This window comes from Pontibacter ramchanderi (assembly GCF_002846395.1).
In the GTDB taxonomy this organism is placed as follows: domain Bacteria; phylum Bacteroidota; class Bacteroidia; order Cytophagales; family Hymenobacteraceae; genus Pontibacter; species Pontibacter ramchanderi.
In genome coordinates, this window is sequence record NZ_PJMU01000002.1 from 233883 (window position 1) to 255884 (window position 22002).

The window sequence follows — 22002 nt, forward strand, 5'->3', positions numbered from 1 at the left end:
TGGCGGCTCTGGCTTATACCTGGCAGGGCTATGTACGTATATATGGGCCAACCCATAACTCCCAAACATGTTTCGGATACTCACTCCCGTCGATTTTTCGGAAGGCTCCACCAAGGCCAGCCATTACGCGCTACAACTGGCGGCAAAGGTGCCCGGAGCCAAGTTGCTGCTGCTCCACTGCTTTCAGGATTACCTGGCCGATGCCGACCCGGTGCCTGCCAGCGCCGCTCACCTGAACCCCTCGGAGCAACTGGCTGAGCGCGTGCTGCACCGAAACGAGACGGAGGCACTCGAGCAACTGGAGGCGCTCTACGAGGAGTTGCAGCACAAAGCCCGAAGCATGGGCAGCAGCCTTTACATCGAGCGGACTTTTATTCACGGTTTGCCCGAAGAGGAAATACCTGAGCAGGCAGAGCGCTTCCGTCCGGCTCTGGTGGTTATGAGCACAAAGGGCGAGGCTAGCTTCGGGCGGGCTGTGTTTGGCACGGTGTCTACAAAGGTGATCGAAGAGGCACGCGTGCCTGTGCTGACAGTGCCGAATCAATTCAATGGTGCTATACCTGGCCGCATTCTGTACGCCACCGATTTCGGGAAGACCGACGTGGCCGACATAGACCGTATCCGGCAGCTGTTTGGCCACCTGCAGCCCATGATCTACTGCGTGCACATTTCCGACGACCCGGAGGAAGACCGCGAAAAACTGCTGGAGTTGCAGCAGAACCTTCAGCACGGCGCCCCTGAAAACGACATCCGCTACGCCCTGCTGGAGGGCAGCGACGTAGCCGAAGCCTTGCAGGACTTTGCCCGCAGCGAAGCCATCGACCTGCTGGCCCTCACCACCCAGGAGCGTAGCACCTTCGACTCACTTTTCAACCCAAGTCTGGCCAAGAAAATGGTACTGCACGCGCCGCTGCCTGTACTCGTTTTTAAGGGCAAGGTTTAAGCTATACCTTCTCTGCCAGCTGTCCTGCCAACGACAGGAAAGCTTCATGGTAGCGTTCCAAAGCCCCTTCGCTGGTGCTCAGGAACAGGAAGGGCTCGATCAGTTCAAGTTCCATCAGCACCAGGTCGCCATCGAGCTCCACGCCATCAACGCGGGCGTAGAGGCAGTCCTGGGCAAACTGCTCCACAATAGCGGTAGCAGTTTGCAGCAGGCGGGCAGGCGGCGCCGGCGTATGCACGCTCCCACCAAAAAAGTGCTGCACCCGGAAATCGCCTGACTTGGCTTTTTTGAGCACGGCATGGCTATACCTGCCACCAAAGAAAATAAAAGACCATTCGCCCTGCGTTTTGATCTCCTCCAGAAACGGCTGTGCCAAAAAGGGCTCGTCCTGCAGCAAGCCATTGATGCGGGCTGTGAAACTGCCGGCCTCGGCTCTGCTGATGGCCAGGGTGTTCTTGGCGCCTCCGCTAACACGGGGCTTCACAATGACCTTCTCCCGCCCGATCGCCTCAAACACACTGTCTGGATCGAACGTGGCGCCCTGTTCCAGCCACACGGTGGGCACAATCTTAACACCTTGCGTTTGCATGTCCTTGAAGTATATCTTGTCGGCGTTCCAGCGCAGTGTTTTCACCGGGTTGAGCACCCGGCAACCCAGGGCCTCCAGTTTGTCGAGCCAGGTATAGAAGGCCTCTATTTTGTCGAAGTAATCCCAGGGTGACTTGATGATGATGGCGTCGAAAGCAGTCCAGTCCACCTGCTCATCATCCCATACCTGAAAAGAAATTTGATGGCCTTTTTCGGCCAAAAAACGGTACAGGCGCTCGTCTTCGCTATCAGCGTTGGCGGTGTAGTTGCCCAGGCTCTGGCAAGTGACCAAAGCTATTTGTTGTAATGACATAAATGTGGATATTTGCCGCAAAATTATACTTTATACCCCGCAGAATCTACAGAATAAATTTCCAAATAAACAAAACTTTAAGAACGTCTGTTCTCGTATGAAAAGTATAATTTGCTTTCCCGCTTTTTAACCTACACCATGTTACATCTTCTCAGCTTCAGCTTACGACACAGGTACAGCCTTTCTGTACGCCTGTTGGTCCTGCTATTGCTGATCAGTACCACGGCGGCCGCCTGCCGGCCAGAGGACACGCTCGAGGAGCAAAAAGAAGAACCGCGGGAACGCAACCAGCACACCGAACCAGACACCCTGCTGGCCCGGCGCCAGCCAGCGGGTCCGGCGGCCACTATCGATTTTCTGGGCAATCCCTTCCTGTCGGATTACCGACAGAGCAAAAAGCTGGACGCTTACTTTGCCCGCATCAACACAGACTTCACCCTTGATGCCGACCCCGTGGAGAACATGCACCGCCCCGCCGTTACGGACACGATCTATACCATCCGCTTCGGTGAGTCGGTGATTGAGCTATACGCTCCTTCCCAAACCGGCGACTTGCTGCTGCAGGTGGCCGACATCCGCAATGGGGGCATCGCCCTGCGCAACAACATGAAGGTAGGCATGGGACAGCCCGAGCTGATGACCAAGCTCAAAAACTTCGATGTGCGCATTCTGCAGACCAACTCCGAAATTGTGGCCACCACTGTGGAGGGTGCTCCTATCTCGCTGCGCTTTTTCCTGAAAAACGGCAAAGTAAACCGCATCCGGTATGAGGGTTATGTGGACTAAGCGCCCCTCAGCCCAGGTATAAATACACCAGAAACCCTACCTTTGCAGCTGAACCAAAGGTATACCTCATGCGCATCGTTATCCAACGCGTCACCCAGGCATCTGTCACCATCAACCACCAGGTAAAAGGCGAGATCGGCCTTGGCTTGCTGTTACTCGCCGGCTTTACGACAGACGACACAGAAGAAGATTTGAGATGGATGGCCAACAAAGTGGTGCAGCTTCGCATCTTCAGCGATGCTGATGACAAAATGAACCTGAGTGTGCAGGATGTGCAGGGTGATCTGCTGGTGATCAGTCAGTTTACGCTCTATGCCCTTACCAAAAAAGGTAACCGGCCTTCTTACATCCAGGCGGCTCCGCCTGCTGTGGCCATACCTCTATATGAGCGTTTTGTCGCGCTTCTGGCGGAGGCGCTGGGCAAGCAGGTACAGACCGGCGAATTTGGGGCCGACATGAAAGTAGCGCTTCTTAACGACGGGCCCGTCACCATCACCATCGACTCTAAAAACAGGGAATAAACCGCCTCGAAATTTTGAGACGCACTTGAAAAATAAAAGGATTAATTTATATATTTTTACGTATATAAGTTATACCTTATCGGACGGGTTTTATGAAAGCCATATCTAATCAGGCAGTACGTCTGCCTCAACTCCTCGCCCGGCTGATGCTGTGCGCCCTATTTTTAACAGGTATAGCTTTTGGCGCTCGGGCCCAGACCGACACTACGCTCACCAAGAGCGTAATTGGCAAGCGCTGGATCGTGGAAACACGCGACGGCTCTGTCATCCAGGGTATCTATCTAGGACAGACCGAGGGCGGCATACGGCTCCAAACCGATAGCGCCGGAGAGGTCTTGATTCCCCATACCCAGATCAAAAGCACCAAAATCATAGAAGACAGCCGGATACGCGACGGTGCCTACTGGTTCGAAAACCCCAATGCCACCCGCTACCTGTTCTCTCCCTCGGCATTTAGCCTCAAGAAAGGCGAAGCCTATTTCCAAAACACCTACCTGGTGCTCAACTCGTTTCATTTCGGCATTACCGATAACTTTACGATGGGCGGTGGCTTCGAGCTGATCTCCACTTTTTCGGGCACCCCGGCTTTTTACATCGCGCCCAAAGCCAGCTTCGAGATAAATGACAAATGGCGGGCAGGCGGTGGTTTGCTTTACATGAATGTGGTTGGAGTGGAGGAAGACTTCTCCGGACTAGGCATTGGCTACGGCATCGCAACGTACGGCAACACCGACGACAACGTAACCCTGGGCTTGGGTTATGGCTTTGTGGACAGCGAGTTCTCTCAAAAGCCATTTATCAACCTAAGCGGCATGAAACGCATCAGTCGGAGGGTAGGCTTGGTGTCGGAGAACTGGCTGGTGCCCAGCGACGGTTATTATGGCCTGATCTCGTACGGCCTGCGGTTTATGAGCGAGCGTATAACTGTTGATCTGGCCTTTATCAACAATGGCGATATTGCAGCAACGGTCCCGATCGGGGTGCCTTACGTGGATTTTGTGATTAAATTTGGCAAATAACCAAAAGCCTTATACCAATGACCATTGCCGAAGCCCAAAGCATTGTAGATTCTTGGATCAAAGAAAACGGTGTTCGTTACTTCAACGAGCTCACCAACATGGCCATCCTGACGGAAGAGGTGGGTGAAGTGGCCCGCATCATGGCACGGCAGTATGGTGAGCAGTCGTTCAAGAAAAGCGATGAGGGCAAACAACTTTCCGACGAACTGGCCGACGTGCTTTTCGTGCTCATCTGCATCGCCAACCAAACAGGTATAGACCTGACCGAAGCCCTCCGCAAAAACCTCGACAAAAAAACCTCCCGCGACAGCGAAAGGCATAAGCAGAACGAGAAACTGAAGTAAGTTAAAGAGTTGGGGAGTTTAAGAGTGATAAAGGAAAGAGTTAAAATAAAAACAGAGCAGGGACCCCATTAAGATGGTCCCTGCTCTGTTTTTATAGATTTTAATTTTCCGGATAGAGTACTTCTTTTAAGAGAGTACTTCTGATTTCTTAAACTCTCTAACTCCTAAACTCCTAAACTTTTAAATTCCCTCAGGTTTACCAACCTATCTCCTTTCCAAACAGGCAGCACGCTGTATGTGTCGTGCTGGAGGCAGAACTCGATGTCTTTGTGGATCTCCAGGTTTTCGAGGCGGCGCACGTGGGAGGACTGGCGGAGGAAGGTAACCATGTCGCTTTTGGCGGCGTGGTACAGGTATAGCGAGGCCAGGGTGGCGTCGTTCTCGAATGCAAACTCCCCGTGTAGCCGCTCAGCCAGGGCCCCGGCAAAGAGCGTGTCTTCGAGGTTAAACTTACCTTTCCAGCCGGCGCATACTACCAGTACATCCAGTTGCAGATCGCGCAGGTGCTGCGCCACAGCCTCCAGGTTCAGGAAAGCACCCACCACAATCTCGGCCGCGGCTTCGGATAGACGGATGGCCCGGGTGCCGTTGGTAGTCGTAATGGCCACCGTGCGGCCCTGTACCTGCCCGTTCATGTAGGCAAAGGGCGAGTTACCCAGATCGAAGCCTTCAGCCTTAATGCCATTGCGCTCCGCCGCCGTCAGACAGCCCTGCTCGGCGTAACTGCGGCACTCCTCGAGTTGCATAACAGGTATAATATCAGTGGCTCCGTGCGCAAAGGCTGTCACCATAGTAGAGGTCGCCCGCAGAATATCCACAGCCACCACCGCCTTTCCCTCCAGTTCGTACAGGTGCAGCAGCTCGGGGCTGTAGCACACATCTATGCTTGGCATGTATTAATTGTTGATAGTTATATTGTTGATTGTTGATCATTAAAAATGTCCGGTCCTGCGAACAACAATTAACAATCAACAATCAAGCTATTTTTTCACAAACGGCAGCTTCACTACCTGGCCTTTCATGTCTTTGTTGCGCACGCGTACGAACACTTCGGTACCCGGCTTGCTGTGTTCTGTTTGCACGTAGCCCATGCCGATGCCTTTGCCCAAAGATGGCGACATAGTGCCTGACGTCACCTCGCCTATCTTCTCGCCCTCGGCGTTCACGATCTCGTAGTGCGATCTAGGTATAGCTTTCTCCAGCATCTCAAAACCAACCAGCTTTTTGGTTACGCCAGCCGCCTTCTGCTCTTTCAGGCTCTCGGCGTTCACAAAGTCCTTGTCGAACTTGGTGATCCAGCCCAGGCCGGCCTCCAGTGGCGAAGTGCTATCGTCGATGTCGTTGCCGTAGAGGCAGAAGCCCATCTCCAGACGCAGCGTGTCGCGGGCACCCAAACCGATTGGCTTAATGCCCTGCTCCTTGCCGGCTTCCATGATGGCATGGAATACCTTCTCAGCATCCTCGTTCTTCACATAAATCTCGAATCCACCGGAACCGGTATAGCCTGTGGCAGAGAGTATAACATCAGGCACACCGGCAAACTCACCTTTCTCGAAGGTATAGTACACCATGCTGGCCAGGTCTACGGAAGTGAGTGACTGTAGCGCTTCCACCGTCTTAGGTCCCTGCACGGCAAACAGCGACATTTCATCCGAAATGTTTTGCAGCTCCGCACCTTTGGTGTTGTACTTGTTCACCCAGGCCCAGTCTTTGTCGATGTTTGAGGCGTTCACCACCAGCATGTACTCGTTTTCGGCCATGCAGTAAACCAGCAGATCGTCCACAATGCCGCCCTCCTCGTTGGGGAAGCAGGAGTACTGAATTTTGCCGGGGGTCAGCTTAGAGGCATCGTTCGTAGTGATGCGCTGGATCAGGTCTAGCGCCTCAGGGCCTTTCACCAGGAATTCGCCCATGTGCGACACGTCAAATATACCTACCGCATTGCGCACGGTGTTGTGCTCCTCCAGATCAGATGAGTAGCGCACCGGCATGTTATACCCTGCAAAAGGCACCATCTTCGCTCCCAGCGACTCGTGCACATCATTCAAAGCTATTTTCTTCAGTTCCATATCAGATTTGATTGCTAATAAAGTAGATGCCCAAAATTAAGTAAAATAAAACCGCTTCCTAAATTTATGTCAGAACAAGATTGGCGTTGGCGCCCCATGTTTTACCGGCAGGTTTTACAGGTGCTGACCAGCGTCAGATTTTTATCCACACTCTGGTGTGCATAACCTTGCAGAGGCCGGTGCGTAAACCAACCCGTCACTTTTTTAGCCAAAAGGATCCCATGCCATTTTTCACTTTTAACTGCTTCGCGCACCAAAATCGTGTGCCTGCCTATTGTTTGCCCAAGTCGCCGGGTACCACGTCTTTTGTCCTGGAATTTACTGGGCTTCGCGGCATTTTTACTATCTTAGCAGGATATCGTCTGCCATTTCAAAAACTCTCTTCGGCGCGCACCAGATAATATTCCATGAAGCTATCAACCAAGCTTTTTATCGGGTTTGTCCTGATTTCCCTGCTTTTTACCACGGTCGCTATTGTCAACTTCAGGCTGTCGGAGGACGTGATCGAGAACATGCGCTGGGTAAGCCGCTCTCAGATCGTTGTTCGAAACTCGGCCTCGCTGCAGCGTAACATCATCGACATGGAGTCGGGTTTGCGCGGCTACCTGCTGAATGGAAACGAAGTGTTTCTGGAGCCCTACCATGAGGCCAAACGCATCCTCCCCAGGCTGCGCGACGACGTGAGGAGCTATACCGCCTCAGAAAGCCAGCAGCAGAAACTCGATAAGATCATCAGTACGCACGATTACTGGATAGAGCAGTACGCCGAGCCACTCATTCAGATGAAGAGAAGCGACACCCTCGACTACTCCTCCCGCGCCTTCGACATGAAACTCGACACCCTGGTACTGGGCGAAAAAGTGTTGATGGACACCATCCGAACAGACTTCCGGGTGTTTAACGCGCACGAGTATACCTTGCGCGGAGAAAGAAATGATCGCCTCAACACCAGTATCAATACTACAAGGCAGGTGTCCACCGTTCTTACCATACTGTCGGTGCTGCTGGGGCTTGGCTGGGCCTTATACATTACCCGTATCATCTCCAACCGCATCATGAAAATGGTGACGCTGGCCGATAAGATATCAAAAGGCGAGTACCAGACGCAGATCGTCGATACCTCCAAAGACGAACTGAGCCAGCTGTCGTACTCCCTGAACCGCATGTCGGCCACCATTGACGAGACGTTTACGGAGCTGGACCGCAAGAACAAAGAGCTCGACCAGTTTGCCTATGTGGTGTCCCATGACCTGAAGGCGCCGCTGAGAGGTATAGAAGTGGCATCGCGCTGGGTGAAGGAAGACATGGGCCAGAACCTGCCCGACAACATAAAAGAGTATCTGATGATGATGCGCGTGCGCGTGCATCGGATGGAGAACCTGATAAACGGTATACTGGCCTTGGCCCGCGTGGACCGCAACAGCTACGTACAGGAAATGGTGGATGTGCACCAACTGCTGACCGAGGTGACGGACATGGCCTCGCCGCCAGAGGGCTTTACCATTACCATCGGCGCAGGCATGCCCCAGATCTATACCGAACGTGTGCATTTACACCAGGTATTCCTGAACCTGATCTCAAATGCCATTAAGTACCACAACCGCAAGGATGGCCGCATCGACATCACCTGCCAGGAGGCTGAGAACTTCTATACCTTCTCGGTGTCAGATGATGGGCCAGGTATAGAACCAGAGTACCACGAGCGCATTTTCGTGATTTTCCAGACGCTACAGGAGCGCGATGCCGTGGAGAGTACAGGCGTGGGACTAGCCATCGTGAAAAAGATTGTGGAGCACCATGGCGGCAACATTTGGGTAGCCTCCAGCCCTGGCCAAGGGGCAACATTCAGTTTTACTTGGCCTAAAAATCAGGCATAATTGAAATAATTATACTAATTTTGATTATCGACTTTCAAGAAGTGCTATGATAAATAAAGACGTTAATATCCTTTTAGTAGAAGATGACTATCTGGATATTATGAATGTAGAACGCGAACTTAAGAAAATAGGCATTACACACCCGACACACGTAGCCCGCAACGGCCGTGAGGCGCTTGACATGCTGCGCGGAAGCGGCGTGCCTAAAATATCCCCTGCTCCCAGTGTCATCCTGCTTGATATCAACATGCCGCGCATGAACGGGCTGGAGTTTTTGGCCGAACTGCGCCACGAGCCGGAATTCAGCCACATCCCGGTTTTTATCATGACCACCTCCAACGAAGAGACAGACCGGATGGCTGCTCAGAAACTGAACGTAGCGGGCTACATCGTGAAGCCTATGAGCTTTGATAACTTCGAAGCCAGTCCGTCTTCCCTCGACAACTTCACGCTTTTCCTGGACCTCATCAAACTGAAATAGGCTTCCCTATTTATTTTTTTCAGGAAACAACGACAACTGCTCCTCTGACAGCAGCCTGAACGACAGGCGGTGGTGTTGCGTGGTTCCGTACTGCGCAATGCTGTTGCGGTGCTCCTTGGTGGGGTACCCTGCGTTTCGCTCCCAGCCGTAAGCACTGTGTTCTCTGGCCAGCGCACACATCAGTTCATCGCGGTGGGTTTTAGCCAGTACCGAGGCTGCCGCTATTGACAGGTACTTCCCATCCCCCTTCACGATACAGGTATGGCCTAGCTCTCCGTATCCCTTAAAACGGTTACCATCTACGATCAGGTACTCCGGTACCACACCAAGGCCGGCTATGGCACGGTGCATGGCCAGGTAAGTCGCCTGCAAAATGTTGATCTGATCAATTTCAGCAGGGCTTGCCTCTCCTATGGCCCAGGCAACAGCATCACGCACTATGTCTACCCGCAATTGCAGTCTTTGCTTGTGGTTTAGCTGCTTAGAGTCGTTCAGTAAAGTATGGCTATAGTCTGGCGGCAGTATAACGGCTGCGGCCACAACGGGGCCTGCCAGGCAGCCGCGGCCCGCCTCGTCTATACCTGCTTCCAGGGTATAGCCGCTGTAGTTGGGGAGTAGGTTCATGATATGAAGCGAAGTTCAGCGCATCAAAAGTAAAACAAAAAGCCCTGCCAGCATTAGCTGGCAGGGCTTTTTTAATCTATACTAGCCGCTGGGCTTAATATCCAGGGTTCTGCTGTGCAGCTAACACAGGGTTAGAAGCAACCTCAGAAACCGGAATTGGCCAGATGAAGCGGAAGTCGTCGTAAGGAATGAAAGGTATAGTAGCAGCCGGGAACGTACCGCTTGCCGCATTGTACTGCGGAATGTGGTTAGACGTAGAGGCTACCTTAGCAGGTATACCAGCCGGGCCAAACTTACCTTCTTTTGCCAGACGGTGGATGTCTTTCCAACGCATACCTTCGCCCAGGAACTCAATACGGCGCTCGTTTACGATGGCCTGAGTTAAAGCGTCGCCAGAAAGGCCACTGTAGGTTTGGTCAGTAGAACGGCCACGAACTGCATTAAGCAGGTCCAGCGCTCTGCCGCTGTTGCCTAGTCTTGACTCAGCCTCCGCTACGTTCAGCAACACCTCAGCATAACGAATGATTGGTGACCAGTCCGTCTGCGTTTGAGGGTCTCTGTACTTTCTGGTGAAGATCGCACGTGAAGTAGTGGTGATGATCTGACGGCGGGCGTCGTTTGCTGGCCAGAAAGCTGCGTTCCAGATAAGCGGGCTGATAGCTACCAGACCACGACCACCTGTACCTGCAAAATACATCTGTCCTAAAGAGCCGTTCACACTGGCGTTGTCGTTAGCCGTGTTCATGAACGAGAAGATAGACTCAGAGTTGCTGGAGTTGCTGGCCCAAGGAGCATCCGGAGAAGCTGTAAGAGCGTAGCCACCGATTGGACTTGTGAAAGTCGTAGTACCAGTGATCAGCTTGTTGCCTTCTGTCACTACGCCTTGCCAGTCACGCATGTGCAATTTCACGCGCGACTTAAGCGCAATAGCAGCACCTTTTGTAGCTCTGGAAATTTTAGCACCAGCTGCACGGGTCTCCGGCAGGTTAGTCTCAGCATAATCCAGGTCAGCCAGGATGGCATCATATCCTTCTTTCACTGTATTTCTACCTTGCTGTCTTGCCTCTTCTACACGAGCCGGAGTGTTTACCGGAATCGTTCTGATCGGAACACCAGGGTGAGAAGCGTCGGCAGTGTGATTGTAAGGTCGCGCAAAGTGCACCAACAACTCGTGGTTAGAAAGGGCACGCAGCATACGAACTTCACCCAGGTAAGCATTGCCTACTTCAGGCGTAATCAATCCGTCCGCCACGGCTTTCTCCACACCCTCAATTACAATGTTTGCCTTGTTGATAACTGAGTAAAGTGTTTCGAAGTGGTACACGTTGTTGGCAGATGCCGCGTTGTAAGTAGAACCGTACGTGATAGCGTAGAACGCCTCCAGGTTCAGCATGTCCTCACCACGGTTATCGCCTTGCTCTACGTGCGCAGCGCCAAACGGATAACCACGCACAGCACCACCAGCATAAAAGCCAGATTGGGCAGCATCGTACACACCGGCTACAGCCAGTTCTACACGCTCAGGAGTTGTAAAAGCACTTGCTTCAGTCAGACGGTCAAATGGATCCAGCTCCACTACGTCTTTCTCGCACGAAGTCAGCATCAGGGAGAAGCACACCGCAGGGGCGAGCAACGCTAACTTCAGTTTATTTTTGATGAATGATCTATTTTTCATTTTAAGGGAATTAAGAAATTAGAAGCCAAGGTTTAAACCAACTGTGAATACACGCTGCTGCGGCTGTCCGTTGAAGTCAACACCCAGGTTGTTGTTGTTCAGGTTAGTGTAAGTTTCTGGATCAAGACCTGAGTAATCAGTGATCACGAATGCGTTCTGTACCTGAGCGTAAATTCTCAGACGGTCAACGCTAATGCGGTCAGACAGTGTCTTAGGCAGTGTGTAACCAAGTGACAGGTTGCTCACCTTCAGGAAGTTACCGCTCTCAACGAAACGTGAAGAAGCTTCACCGTTTGTGTTCATGAAGTTACCATAGTTGGCACCAGCAGCCAGTTTTGGCGTCTGGCCATCACCAGGGTTCTCAGGAGACTGCCATCTGCCCAGAATCTCGCGGCCGTTGTTTTCGAACGCCATTGTCAAAAGGTCCTGACGCGTACGGTTCATGATCTTGTTGCCGCCAGAGAAACGAACAAACACGTTAGCGTCGAAGTTACCCAGCTTGAAGGTGTTGTCGAAACCACCGAACCACTTAGGAAGTGTAGTACCCAGGATCACTTTGTCAGCAGATGACAGAGAAGACTGAGCACCCAGTGCGTTCGGGTTAGCTGGATCATAACCGTAGTATACGTTAGCAGAACCACCGTTACCAGAGATGTTACCTTGTACCAGTGAGCCATCGGCTTTGCGGTAGATTGGGTTACCGTTTGCTCTGTTTACGCCTTCGAACTGGTAGCCATAGATTGAGTTGATAGACTCACCTTCACGGTGGATCGTGTATTCAAATACGATGTCCTGACCGTCCACCAGTCCTTTTACTTCGTTGTTCTGCGTAGAGAAGTTGAAGTTAGAGTTCCAGCTGAAGTTAGACTTGTCGATTACTGTACCAGAGATACCAATCTCGATACCGTCGTTGTCAACGCGACCGATGTTACGTGTGATGAAGTTGTTAGGCACACCCAGTGATGGAGGAGTTGGAGCCTGCAACACGATGTCAGAGTTGTTCTTCTTCCAGTAAGCCAGTTCTACGTTCAGGCGACCGTCGAACAAGCCCAGGTCAATACCAAAGTCAGTGATTTTCTGAGCTTCCCAACGCAGATCAGGGTTACCTGTGTTGTTGAAGGCGATACCGTTGAATGTACCGTACTGAGCAGCACCGAATGAACCCAGGTATGGATAGTTGCCAGGGATACCGATGTTACCTACCTCAGCCCAGCTACCACGCAGTCTCAGGTCAGAAATTACGCTAAGAGCAGATGAGTTCTTGAAGAATTCTTCTTCAGAGATTCTCCAGGCGGCAGACACGCCAGGGAAGTAACCCCAGCGGTTGTCTTCAGACAGCTTAGAAAGACCGTCAGCACGCATAGAAGCACCAATGTAGTACTTGCCAGCATAGTTATAGTTGAAACGACCCAGGTAAGAGGCAAGACCGTTTTCACTGATACCACCGAAAGCAAACTGGTTAGCGAAAGCACCTGACACCAGGTTTTCGTTGAAGAAACGGTCAGAAAGACCTGTACCCTGTGCCTGGAAGAAGCTTGATCTTGTCTTGTTGTATTCCTGTACAGCAGTCACGTCCAGGTTATGCACCTCGTTGAATGACTTGTTGTAGCTCAGGATGTTCTGCCAGTTCCATGCTTTGATTGGAGAGTAAGCCTGTGAAACGATACCATTAGAACCCTGGCCGTCACCATGACGTGGATCGTTGAACAGGAAGTCATCTACCAATGTCAAGTCAGCACCCAACTGAGTTCTGAAACGCAGGTTGTCAACCAGTTTGAAATCCAGGAACACGTTACCCAGACCACGGTAAGTAGTTGCCTTACGTACGTTGTTATCCAACACGAAACGGATGTTTGGAATACCGTTGGCAATTGTACCTAAGTTTGGACCACGGCCAAGTGATCTTGGGTTGTCATTGTCGATGTTATAACCTGTTGGGTCGTTTGGATCAAGAGCAGGCACGTTAGGGTGCATACGGATCACACCGAAGATGTTACCAGACAGGTTGTTAGAACCAGTAAGCGGACCAGAGTTGATCTGGTTTGTTAAACCGGCCTGCAAACCGAAATCAAGGAAGCTGGTTACTTTTGTCTGCAGGTTTGTGCGAACTGAGTAACGCTCCAGGCTGTTGGCACGGCCAATACCTTCCTGGTTTGAATAACCAAGAGAGAAGTAGTAGTTCGTCTTGTCGGTACCACCGCTGGCAGAGAAAGCGTGGCTGTGCTGGAAAGCAGTACGGAATACTTCTTTGTTCCAGTCAGTGTCTACATCACCCAAAACAGCCGGAGAAGACTGGCCCAGGTTTGCATACTTTTCGTTTGTGATGTCAACGAACTCACGTGCGTTCAGCAGGTCGTGCAGCTCAATCGCTTTTGCAGAACCGGCCCAGCCGTCGTAAGAGAACTTAGCCTGGCCTGATTTACCACGCTTGGTTGTGATCAGGATAACACCGTTAGAGGCACGTGAACCGTAAACCGCTGTAGCAGCACCGTCCTTCAGGATCTCGAATGACTCGATATCGTTCGGGTTGATGTCAGCAAGGGCGTTAGAAGGCGTAAAGCCACCCAGGTTACCTGAGGTAGCAGGCACACCGTCGATTACGATAAGTGGCTGCGTGTTAGAAGAAATAGAGTTTACACCGCGGATGTTGATCTTTGGAGGCGCACCCAGGATACCGGATGGCTGCGTGATCTGAACACCAGAAGCACGACCGGCCAGCTGCTGGTCAAAAGATGGCGTTGCCAAATTGGCAATAGTCTCACCCTTTACCTGTGCAATAGAGCTGGTCACGTCTTTTTTCTGCTGTGTACCATAACCAACCACCACAACTTCGTCAAGTTGTCTCTGGTCGATCTCCAGTGTTACGTTAATAGTAGCTGCCGTACCGATAGCACGCTCAGTCGTTCTGTAACCCAGGAAGCGGAATACAAGTGTGTTGCCATCAGCCGGTACATTAATAGAATAGGTACCGTCTGCACCGGTAGCCGTACCGGTGCTAGTGCCCTTTACAAGCACTGCAACACCAGGAAGGCCTTGGCCAGTCGACTGGTCTGTCACAGTACCCGTAACAGTTCTGCCCTGCGCCAATGCCTGTTGAAGCACGACGAATACCAGCGCAAAACTCAATAGTAGTAGTTTTTTCATTGGTCTGTTAATTGAGGTGAAAGATAAATAGTAGTTAAGATTTAGGTTTAAGGTTTATAAAAAGCAAAGTCTAAAAGCTAGTATAAACACAAAGTCTGTATAGCGGTTCTTAACAGACCGGACACAGTGTCAATACCAACAATCATACATTAATTATATAAGCTTATTTAGTATTTAAATAAACTCTCTGGATAATTTGATTGCTCCAAACTAAGCATAGTTTCTAATATATACAAAACTGCTATTTAAAAATTATCGCCTCTATCCCTTTCTTAATCAAAGCTTTAAACATCCATCTTGTGTTATTGCAAATCTAAACTAAATAACTGGAGGGATTTTCAACTAACAACATCCTGATAATGAATAACAACCCAAAACAACACTCCATATCATCGCATAAATATATTACAAGAACACGATTTAAATACAACATTTCATGTTTTGTAACTAACTCTAATTCAGTGTTATAACATATACCAAATAAAGTACCGTCACAGTCCCTTAGCAGCAGTTTAGCTGCTTTAAGGGCTGCTTGTTGCAGCAATGCTCCCGGCAAATAAAATGGCCCTTGCCACCATTTGAGAAATAGGTAGCAGATGCTGTTTTAAGCATTTGAATTCTATGCCGCGCCAAGTAGTTTTCAGGAAAAAAAGGTACTCCTATTGCTTAAAATACATGTGTCAACTTAGCTCCAGCACCTCCAACCGACCTGCTACCCCTTCTGGTACAAACAGCCATTCATACCTCAAATAATATAAATATATAAATAGTTTGCATTAAGCATAATACTAGTTTTTTTTAGTTAAAATACTATAAATCAGACTCCAATCAATTTTTAAGACGTATAATGTTATTGTTGTTTAATTGAACTATAACATTAAACAATATATAGGTCACTATATTAGGTGTTTAAACATTAACTATAAATACTATTGTAGCAAACCAGCTACCAGAGTATACTTTGCTTCGCTTGTGAGTGCCCCCTCGTGGCACTTTTAAAACTGATCTTCACTAGCTCACCATCAATCTGAAACCTTTTGGGACCATGAAAAGACTACTACTAAGTTTTATTCTGGCGCTCGTCTTTCTGCAACAAGGCATGGCACAGACTAGAACAGTTACAGGTACGGTAACAGACCAGGAAACCGGGCAGGGACTGCCTGGTGTTGCGGTACTTGTGCAGGGCACCACGGTCGGCACTGCTACTGGGGCAAGCGGCGAATACACGATCAATGTGCCGGAAGGCTCTAACACGCTCGTCTTCCGCTTCATAGGCTACACCACCGTTACGCGAAATATCGGCAACGAAACAACCATCAATGTGACCATGAGCGTAGATACCCGGCAACTGCAGGAGGTGGTGGTAACGGCCGTAGGTATAGAGCGAACCGAGCGCTCATTGGGTTATGCTGTGCAGAATGTGGGCGGAGAGCAGTTAGCGCAGCGCTCTGAGCCAAACGTGGTGAATGCCTTGCAGGGCAAGGTGGCCGGTGTGGAGATCATCTCCTCGAGCGGTTTGCCAGGTGCCGGTACACAGGTGTTCATCAGGGGTATCTCGTCTGCCACCGGTAACAACCAGCCGCTTTTTGTGGTGGACGGCATACCGATCGATAACTCTACCAATTTCACCTCCGCGCCAACGGTGGGTGGCGCCGCCTATTCTAACCGCGGCCTCGACATCAACCCGAACGACATCGAATCGATGACGGTACTGAAAGGCCCGGCTGCGGCGGCGCTTTACGGATCCAGGGCGGCGAACGGTGCCATCATCATCACAACAAAAAAAGGGCAGGCGGGTGATGCGAACAAAAAATTTGAGGTGACCGTGACCTCATCCTTCAACCTACAGAACGTGTATGGCCTGCCTGAGTACCAGAATGATTACGGGGCGGGAACAAACTTCCGCTACAGCCCGAACGTGACCGATAGCTGGGGCCCCAGGTTTGGCACACCAGGCATAACCACCGTGCCCAACGTACCCGGCAACCCGCAGGAAACACTGGAGTACAGAGCCTACCCCGACAATGTGAAAGACTTTTTTGAGACAGGCACGATCTTCGACAATGGTTTGCAACTGGCAGGCGCAGGTGCTAACACCAGGTATATCTTTAGCGCCAACAGCACAAACCAGTCCGGTATCATCCCGAACAGCGGGCTCGACCGATTCTCGCTCCGGGCTGCCGGCACAGCGGAGCTCTCCTATGGCATTTCGGTCGACGCCTCTATTATTTATGCCAACACCGAGCAAGAGGGCTCTTTGCAGGGTAACTCCGGTACCAGCCCCTGGTTCACGCTTCCTTTTATACCCAGGAGCTTCGACGTGAACAATGTACCCTACAAGATAGGCCCCGGCCAACAGGCACCTACCCTGTTCACACAACTTGCCCGCGATAACCCGCGGTGGAGCGTCAACGAAAACTTCTACGAAAGCGAGGTTAACAGAACCATTACAAGTGCCACCCTCAACTGGAAACCCCAGTTTTTTCAGGACCTGAGCTTTACCTACCGCGTAGGTCTGGACCAGTACTCGGACAGACGACGCGAAGCAATCGCTTTCGGCTCGATCAACTCGAACGGTAACACAGCACTCAACCGCCGGGGCTCCCAGATTTACGACGACATTTTCTACCGTCAGTTCAACCAGGATGTGTTCGGTGTCTATACTAAGGACCTGAATGAGGATATCAGCCTGCGATTCCTGCTCGGAAACCAGATCAACACGATCAACACAGATAACCGAAACATCAGAGCAGAGGACCTGATCACGCCGGAGTTCTACAACCTGATCAACCACACGAATACCAATATCTTCCCAACGAACACTGAAACGCGTCGTAGATTGGTGGGGCTCTACTCGCAGCTCGGCCTTTCTTACAGAAACTGGCTGTTTCTGGAGTTGCAGGGGCGAAATGACTGGTCGTCTACCCTGGCGCTCGACAACAACAGCTACTTCTACCCTGCTGCCAGCCTTGGCTTTGTGTTTACGGATGCCTTCGACATCGCCAACCCCATCCTCAGCTACGGTAAGCTAAGAGGCAGCTACGCCCGTGTAGGTAACGACGCCGGCGTATACCTGACCAACACCGTGTTTGTGAACCAGGGCTTTGGTAACAACGTGGCTGGTATTTCTTTCCCTTTCAATGGCACGGTGGCGGCGGTAACGCGCAGCAACAGACGGGGCAACCTGGATCTGAACCCCGAGTTCACCACCTCATACGAAGCAGGTGTTGAGTTGGGCCTGTTCGATGGAAGAACCTCGCTCGATGTGAACTACTTCTTCAACAAAACCACTGACCAGATCTTCAACGTGGACGTACCGGGCTCTACTGGCTTCACTACCTTTACCCAAAACGCGGGTGAGATCCAGAACAAAGGCTGGGAGATCTCGGCAACCGGTTCGCCCTTCACCTCTGAGGACGGCTTCCGCTGGGATGTTAACGTGAACTTTACGGACATAAAGTCTAAGGTGGTGTCGCTGGCACCCGGCCTGAACCAGTTTACTTTGCTGACCGGTGCCGGTACCGGCGCCTTCACAGGTCTCAGTCCGGTGCTTATACCTGGCCAACCCTTCGGCGTGATCCAGTCGTCTGCTTTCCTTCGCGACGACCAGGGCCGCTTCATCATCAACCCCAACACGGGTGTGCCGGTGGTGGACCAGAACCCACAGATTATTGCCGACCCGAACGCCGACTGGTGGGGAAGCCTGGGCAACAACTTCAGCTACAAAGGATTTAACCTGAACGTGCTGCTACAATACGTGCATGGAGGGGATTTCTACTCCCGCCAAACCCAGATTGCCCGATTGCGCGGTGTGCTCGAAGAGCAGACAGACCGCGAGCGCCCTTACATGTTTGAGGGTGTGATCCTCAATGCAGACGGAACTTCCCGACCAAACACGACCCAAATATCGGCGCAGGAGTACTGGGTTGCATTGAATGCCGCGAACGAATTTGCTGTGTTCGATGCATCAGTGTTCCGATTGCGGGAGGTAACACTCGGTTATGAGTTGCCTGCCTCGATTCTGGAGCGCACGCCTTTCGGGGCGGCCAGCATCTCCATAACCGGCCGCAACCTGTTCTTCTATGCACCAAATCTGCCACACGCCGACCCAGAGTCGAACCAGCTTGGCGGTAATACCAGGGGCTTTGAGTTCAACTCTCCCCCAGCTGTCAGAAACTACGGTGTAAACCTCCGTTTCACTTTCTAATTCTAGACACCAAAGCATATGAAAAAGATAACAAATATAATAGGTGTGGTGCTGACGGTTGTGTTGGCAATCGCCAGCTCCTGTGACGATTACCTGGATGTGAACGTGAGCCCAAACAACCTGCCCAACGCCTCGGTGCAAAGCTTGCTGCCGGGCGCACAGATAGGCACGGGCTTTTTCGTGGGGAACACCGCTCAGATCATCAGCTCGCTCTGGATGCAGCAGATGGCCGGCACCGGTACGCAAACAGACCCCTACGACAGGTATAATGTTTCTCCGGAAAACAACGAGTGGAATGCCATCTACGCCACCCTGCTGGATGACCTGGAGCAGATCGTGCAGCAAGGCCGGGAAGAAGGAAATTTCCACTACGCCGGTATGGCCCGCATTCAACAGGCTTATGTATACCTGGTCGCGACGGACCTTTGGGGCGATATTCCCTTCTCGCAGGCATTGAACTATGAGGAGTTCCCCAGACCAGTCTACGATCCGCAGGAACAGGTATACGCCGGGGTGGTGCAGTTGCTGGATGAGGGTCTGGCCGACCTCGACAGGACCACAGTCATTGCAGCATCAGTCGGGGACCAGATTTACCAGGGCGATCTGGCCAAGTGGCGTAAGGCCGCCAACTCGATCAAGCTGAAGCTATACCTGCAAAGCCGCAAGGCAAACCCAAACTCGGCAAGCGCCATTACACAGCTGGTTACGGAAGGCAACCTGATCTCTTCTAACGCAGAAAACTTCAACGTCAACTTCTTCCCCTCATCCGGGTCGTTCAACCCTATTTACATGTACCAGCACCAGACCCGTATCAACGACATGATCCTGAGCCAGCGCTTCTACGATTCGCTCTCGGCGCTCAACGACCCCAGGTTGCCCGTGTTCTTCACCCGAACCAACGGCAGCTATGTCACATACGACAACGGGGTGTTCACGGCAGTTCCATTCACAAGTCCGAACAGATCGCGCTGGGGCGTTTACGTGGTAGGCAACGGCACTCAGAATGCGAATGGCACTATTACGAATGGTGGAGGCGCGCCGATCCGCCTTATTACGCTCACCATGGTGAACTTCTGGCTTGCTGAGGCCGCTCTTACCCTGGGCACGCCCGGCGACCCGGCTGAGTACTTCAGGCAAGCGCTCCGGGCCCAATTTGACGACATCGCCGCCTTTGTAGGGGCTGGCAACCTGCCGGCCAACTTCCAGACAGATGCTACCGCTTACATCGATAGGCGAGTGGCAGCTTTTCAGGCGGCCAGTTCTACCGAGGGCAAACTGAACATCCTGATCCGGGACAAGTGGGCCTCTTCGGTGGGCAATGCCTACGAAGCCTACAACGATTACAGGCGCACAGGATACCCCAGGCTTGAACTGACCCAGAACCCACAGGTGGGTGTTACCAGGATCCCTACCCGCTGGCCATACGCATTGGGAGAAATTCAAGGTAACTCGCAAAATGTGCCGCTGCAGGACTACCCGTCGGGCTTGCTGGTGCCGGTTTGGTGGATGAGCGAATAGTGTATTTGACTTTAAAGCGATTTAAAAATGAAGATCCAGAATTTAATAGTTAAGTACACAGCCATTGCTATGTTGTGCTTAACACTGATCAGCTGTGAAAAGGATGATTTTGATGGCCTGCTCAATACCGATCCGGTGCCCGAAGCGGCAATTACATTTCCACAGTCTGTTGGTCCAAATGGCATTCCACTGCTAGACGAAAGTGCTTTTATCGTTTATCAGGATGCCATTGCGAATGGTAATATAAGTGTTGACGTGAGGGTGCCTGAAGGCAAGCAGATCACTGCGATCTCGGTAGCTGCCCAGCGGTTTAGGAATGGCGCCGCCACGCAGCCCAACCTCAGCCCTACCCTGCCAACAGGTACAACAAACGTGGACCGCGTAAAGCGGGCTCCATCAGTTGTCATCACCAGAAACACAGCTCCAAACGTTGCCGTTAACCAGGCCGTTACCCCAGGCAGCACCGTTACCTTTACGATACCTGCCAATGCTATACCTGATGTGCTATCCAACACCACCATCGTGCAGCCCGATGGCACCCTGGCCCCAGGCCCGCCGCTTGGCCCGCTTCAGGTAAATGATGTGATCCGCATGTTCTTCCGGGTGAGGATAGACGGTATTGAGCACCGTGCCATGGAGGTACGCGTCATCGTGACAGGCTAAGCTTCCAGGCATCTCCTCAAACAAAAAAAGGCTTCCTTTTCAGGAAGCCTTTTTTTGTTGCCTATATCTTACTTAGCTCTTATGCCTGCATCAGGTATGCTTTGATGTATTCGTCCAGGTCGCCATCCAGCACATTCTGCACATCTGACCGCTCTACGCCTGTCCGGATGTCCTTTACCAGCTTATAAGGGTGCAGCACGTAGTTGCGGATCTGGGAGCCAAAGTCGATGCGCTTTTTGGTGCTCTCGATGCGGTCACGCTCCTCGTTGCGCTTCTCCATCTCGATCTGGTAGAGGCGTGAGCGCAGCATGCGCAGGGCATGTTCCTTGTTCATGAGCTGCGAACGTTCGATCTGGCACTCGATCACGATGCCGGTTGGCTTGTGTTTCAGACGCACCGCTGTCTCTACCTTGTTCACGTTCTGGCCACCAGCGCCGCCAGAGCGGAAGGTATCCCACTCAATGTCGCCGGGGTTTACTTCGATGTTGATCGTATCGTCAACCACCGGATAAGCGAAAACAGAGGCAAATGAGGTATGGCGGCGGCCGCCCGAGTCGAATGGCGAAATGCGCACGAGACGGTGCACCCCGATCTCAGACTTGAGGTAGCCATAGGCAAAATCGCCGGTGATCTCCAGTGTGGCCGATTTTATACCTGCGCCCTCCCCCGGATTGTAATTGACCTGCTTTACGCCAAAGTCGTGCGACTCAGCCCACATGATGTACATGCGCATCAGCATTTCGGCCCAGTCCTGGCTCTCGGTGCCTCCCGCCCCTGGGTTGATCTCCAGTATGGCGCTTAACTGGTCTTCCTCGCCGCTGAGCATGCGCTTGAACTCCAGTCCCTCGATGGCCTCCTCCGCCTTATTGGCTTCCGCCTTGATGTCTTCTTCCGACACATCGCCCTCCTTGTAAAAATCAAAGAGCACCTCCAGGTCCGACAGCGTCTTTTCCACTTCTTCGTAGTGGTCTGTCCATACCTTCAGCGATTTCACCTCTTTGAGTATTTTCTCGGCTTCCTTCGGGTCGTCCCAAAAATCAGGCGCAAGGGTCTGCTGCTCGGTTTCGGCTATCTGTTCTTTTTTGGCATCGTAGTCAAAGATACCTCCTCAAGGCTTCAACGCGAGCCTTTAATTCCTTCATCTGTTCTGAAGTCATGCTTTCTGTTTTGTTTATGAAATGCTAAAGTGCTGGGCCGCAAGCAACATACGCTTCCAACCCAGCACTTACC

17 protein-coding genes are annotated in these 22002 nt (G+C 51.7%); 10 read left to right on the forward strand and 7 right to left on the reverse strand.

Annotation, left to right across the window (positions count from 1 at the left end; genetic code table 11):
* Window positions 1–67: 67 nt before the first annotated feature.
* Window positions 68–943 (forward strand): universal stress protein, encoded by an 876-nt coding sequence (locus tag BD749_RS07820; protein WP_101443851.1) that lies wholly within the window; start codon window positions 68–70, stop codon window positions 941–943.
* Between the two features lies 1 nt (window position 944).
* Here BD749_RS07820 and BD749_RS07825 read toward each other — a convergent pair whose 3' ends face one another.
* On the reverse strand, window positions 945–1844 hold the full coding sequence (locus BD749_RS07825; RefSeq protein ID WP_245868911.1) for an ATP-grasp domain-containing protein: 900 nt from the start codon (window positions 1842–1844) through the stop codon (window positions 945–947).
* A gap of 138 nt (window positions 1845–1982) precedes the next feature.
* On the opposite strand from BD749_RS07825, the gene BD749_RS07830 reads away from it, so the two are divergent.
* From BD749_RS07830 to BD749_RS07845, 4 genes are all read left to right on the forward strand, one after another.
* Window positions 1983–2630: a hypothetical protein gene (locus BD749_RS07830; protein WP_101443853.1), complete on the forward strand. Its 648-nt coding sequence runs from the start codon at window positions 1983–1985 to the stop codon at window positions 2628–2630.
* Between the two features lie 68 nt (window positions 2631–2698).
* Complete coding sequence (gene dtd / locus BD749_RS07835) at window positions 2699–3151, forward strand: D-aminoacyl-tRNA deacylase (RefSeq protein WP_101443854.1); 453 nt, start codon at window positions 2699–2701, stop codon at window positions 3149–3151.
* A gap of 92 nt (window positions 3152–3243) precedes the next feature.
* Window positions 3244–4170 (forward strand): hypothetical protein, encoded by a 927-nt coding sequence (locus BD749_RS07840; RefSeq protein WP_101443855.1) that lies wholly within the window; start codon window positions 3244–3246, stop codon window positions 4168–4170.
* Between the two features lie 17 nt (window positions 4171–4187).
* Window positions 4188–4514 (forward strand): nucleotide pyrophosphohydrolase, encoded by a 327-nt coding sequence (locus BD749_RS07845; RefSeq protein WP_101443856.1) that lies wholly within the window; start codon window positions 4188–4190, stop codon window positions 4512–4514.
* 164 nt (window positions 4515–4678) lie between these two features.
* On the opposite strand, the gene BD749_RS07850 is transcribed toward BD749_RS07845, so the two are convergent.
* Complete coding sequence (locus BD749_RS07850) at window positions 4679–5407, reverse strand: 2-phosphosulfolactate phosphatase (protein WP_101443857.1); 729 nt, start codon at window positions 5405–5407, stop codon at window positions 4679–4681.
* A gap of 87 nt (window positions 5408–5494) precedes the next feature.
* Window positions 5495–6583 (reverse strand): glycine cleavage system aminomethyltransferase GcvT, encoded by a 1089-nt coding sequence (gene gcvT / locus BD749_RS07855; protein WP_101443858.1) that lies wholly within the window; start codon window positions 6581–6583, stop codon window positions 5495–5497.
* 407 nt (window positions 6584–6990) lie between these two features.
* Between gcvT and BD749_RS07860 the strand changes: the two genes are divergently transcribed.
* Both BD749_RS07860 and BD749_RS07865 read left to right on the forward strand, forming a co-directional pair.
* Window positions 6991–8460: a sensor histidine kinase gene (locus BD749_RS07860; protein ID WP_101443859.1), complete on the forward strand. Its 1470-nt coding sequence runs from the start codon at window positions 6991–6993 to the stop codon at window positions 8458–8460.
* Window positions 8461–8506: 46 nt separating this feature from the next.
* A complete protein-coding gene (locus tag BD749_RS07865) occupies window positions 8507–8941 on the forward strand; it encodes a response regulator (RefSeq protein WP_101443860.1) in 435 nt (144 codons plus the stop codon).
* Between the two features lie 6 nt (window positions 8942–8947).
* On the opposite strand, the gene BD749_RS07870 is transcribed toward BD749_RS07865, so the two are convergent.
* The 3 genes from BD749_RS07870 to BD749_RS07880 form a co-directional block, all read right to left on the reverse strand.
* Window positions 8948–9565, reverse strand: a complete 618-nt coding sequence (locus tag BD749_RS07870) for a ribonuclease HII (protein WP_101443861.1) — start codon at window positions 9563–9565, stop codon at window positions 8948–8950.
* 94 nt (window positions 9566–9659) lie between these two features.
* A complete protein-coding gene (locus BD749_RS07875) occupies window positions 9660–11240 on the reverse strand; it encodes a RagB/SusD family nutrient uptake outer membrane protein (RefSeq protein WP_180336350.1) in 1581 nt (526 codons plus the stop codon).
* 18 nt (window positions 11241–11258) lie between these two features.
* Complete coding sequence (locus BD749_RS07880; RefSeq protein WP_245868914.1) at window positions 11259–14384, reverse strand: SusC/RagA family TonB-linked outer membrane protein; 3126 nt, start codon at window positions 14382–14384, stop codon at window positions 11259–11261.
* Between the two features lie 1045 nt (window positions 14385–15429).
* Here BD749_RS07880 and BD749_RS07885 point away from each other — a divergent pair.
* From BD749_RS07885 to BD749_RS07895, 3 genes are read left to right on the forward strand one after another with little or no spacing between them, the layout of a single operon-like run.
* Window positions 15430–18591: a SusC/RagA family TonB-linked outer membrane protein gene (locus BD749_RS07885; protein ID WP_101443862.1), complete on the forward strand. Its 3162-nt coding sequence runs from the start codon at window positions 15430–15432 to the stop codon at window positions 18589–18591.
* A gap of 18 nt (window positions 18592–18609) precedes the next feature.
* Complete coding sequence (locus BD749_RS07890) at window positions 18610–20109, forward strand: SusD/RagB family nutrient-binding outer membrane lipoprotein (protein ID WP_101443863.1); 1500 nt, start codon at window positions 18610–18612, stop codon at window positions 20107–20109.
* A 27-nt stretch (window positions 20110–20136) separates the two neighbouring features.
* A complete protein-coding gene (locus BD749_RS07895; protein ID WP_101443864.1) occupies window positions 20137–20772 on the forward strand; it encodes a hypothetical protein in 636 nt (211 codons plus the stop codon).
* A gap of 79 nt (window positions 20773–20851) precedes the next feature.
* Here the strand turns inward: BD749_RS07895 and prfB are convergent.
* Window positions 20852–21929 (reverse strand): peptide chain release factor 2 gene (gene prfB / locus BD749_RS07900; RefSeq protein ID WP_101443865.1). Its coding sequence is split into 2 segments (ribosomal slippage): window positions 20852–21868 and window positions 21870–21929, totalling 1077 coding nucleotides; the frame shifts between segments, so codons are not numbered across the junction.
* Between the last annotated feature and the right edge of the window lie 73 nt (window positions 21930–22002).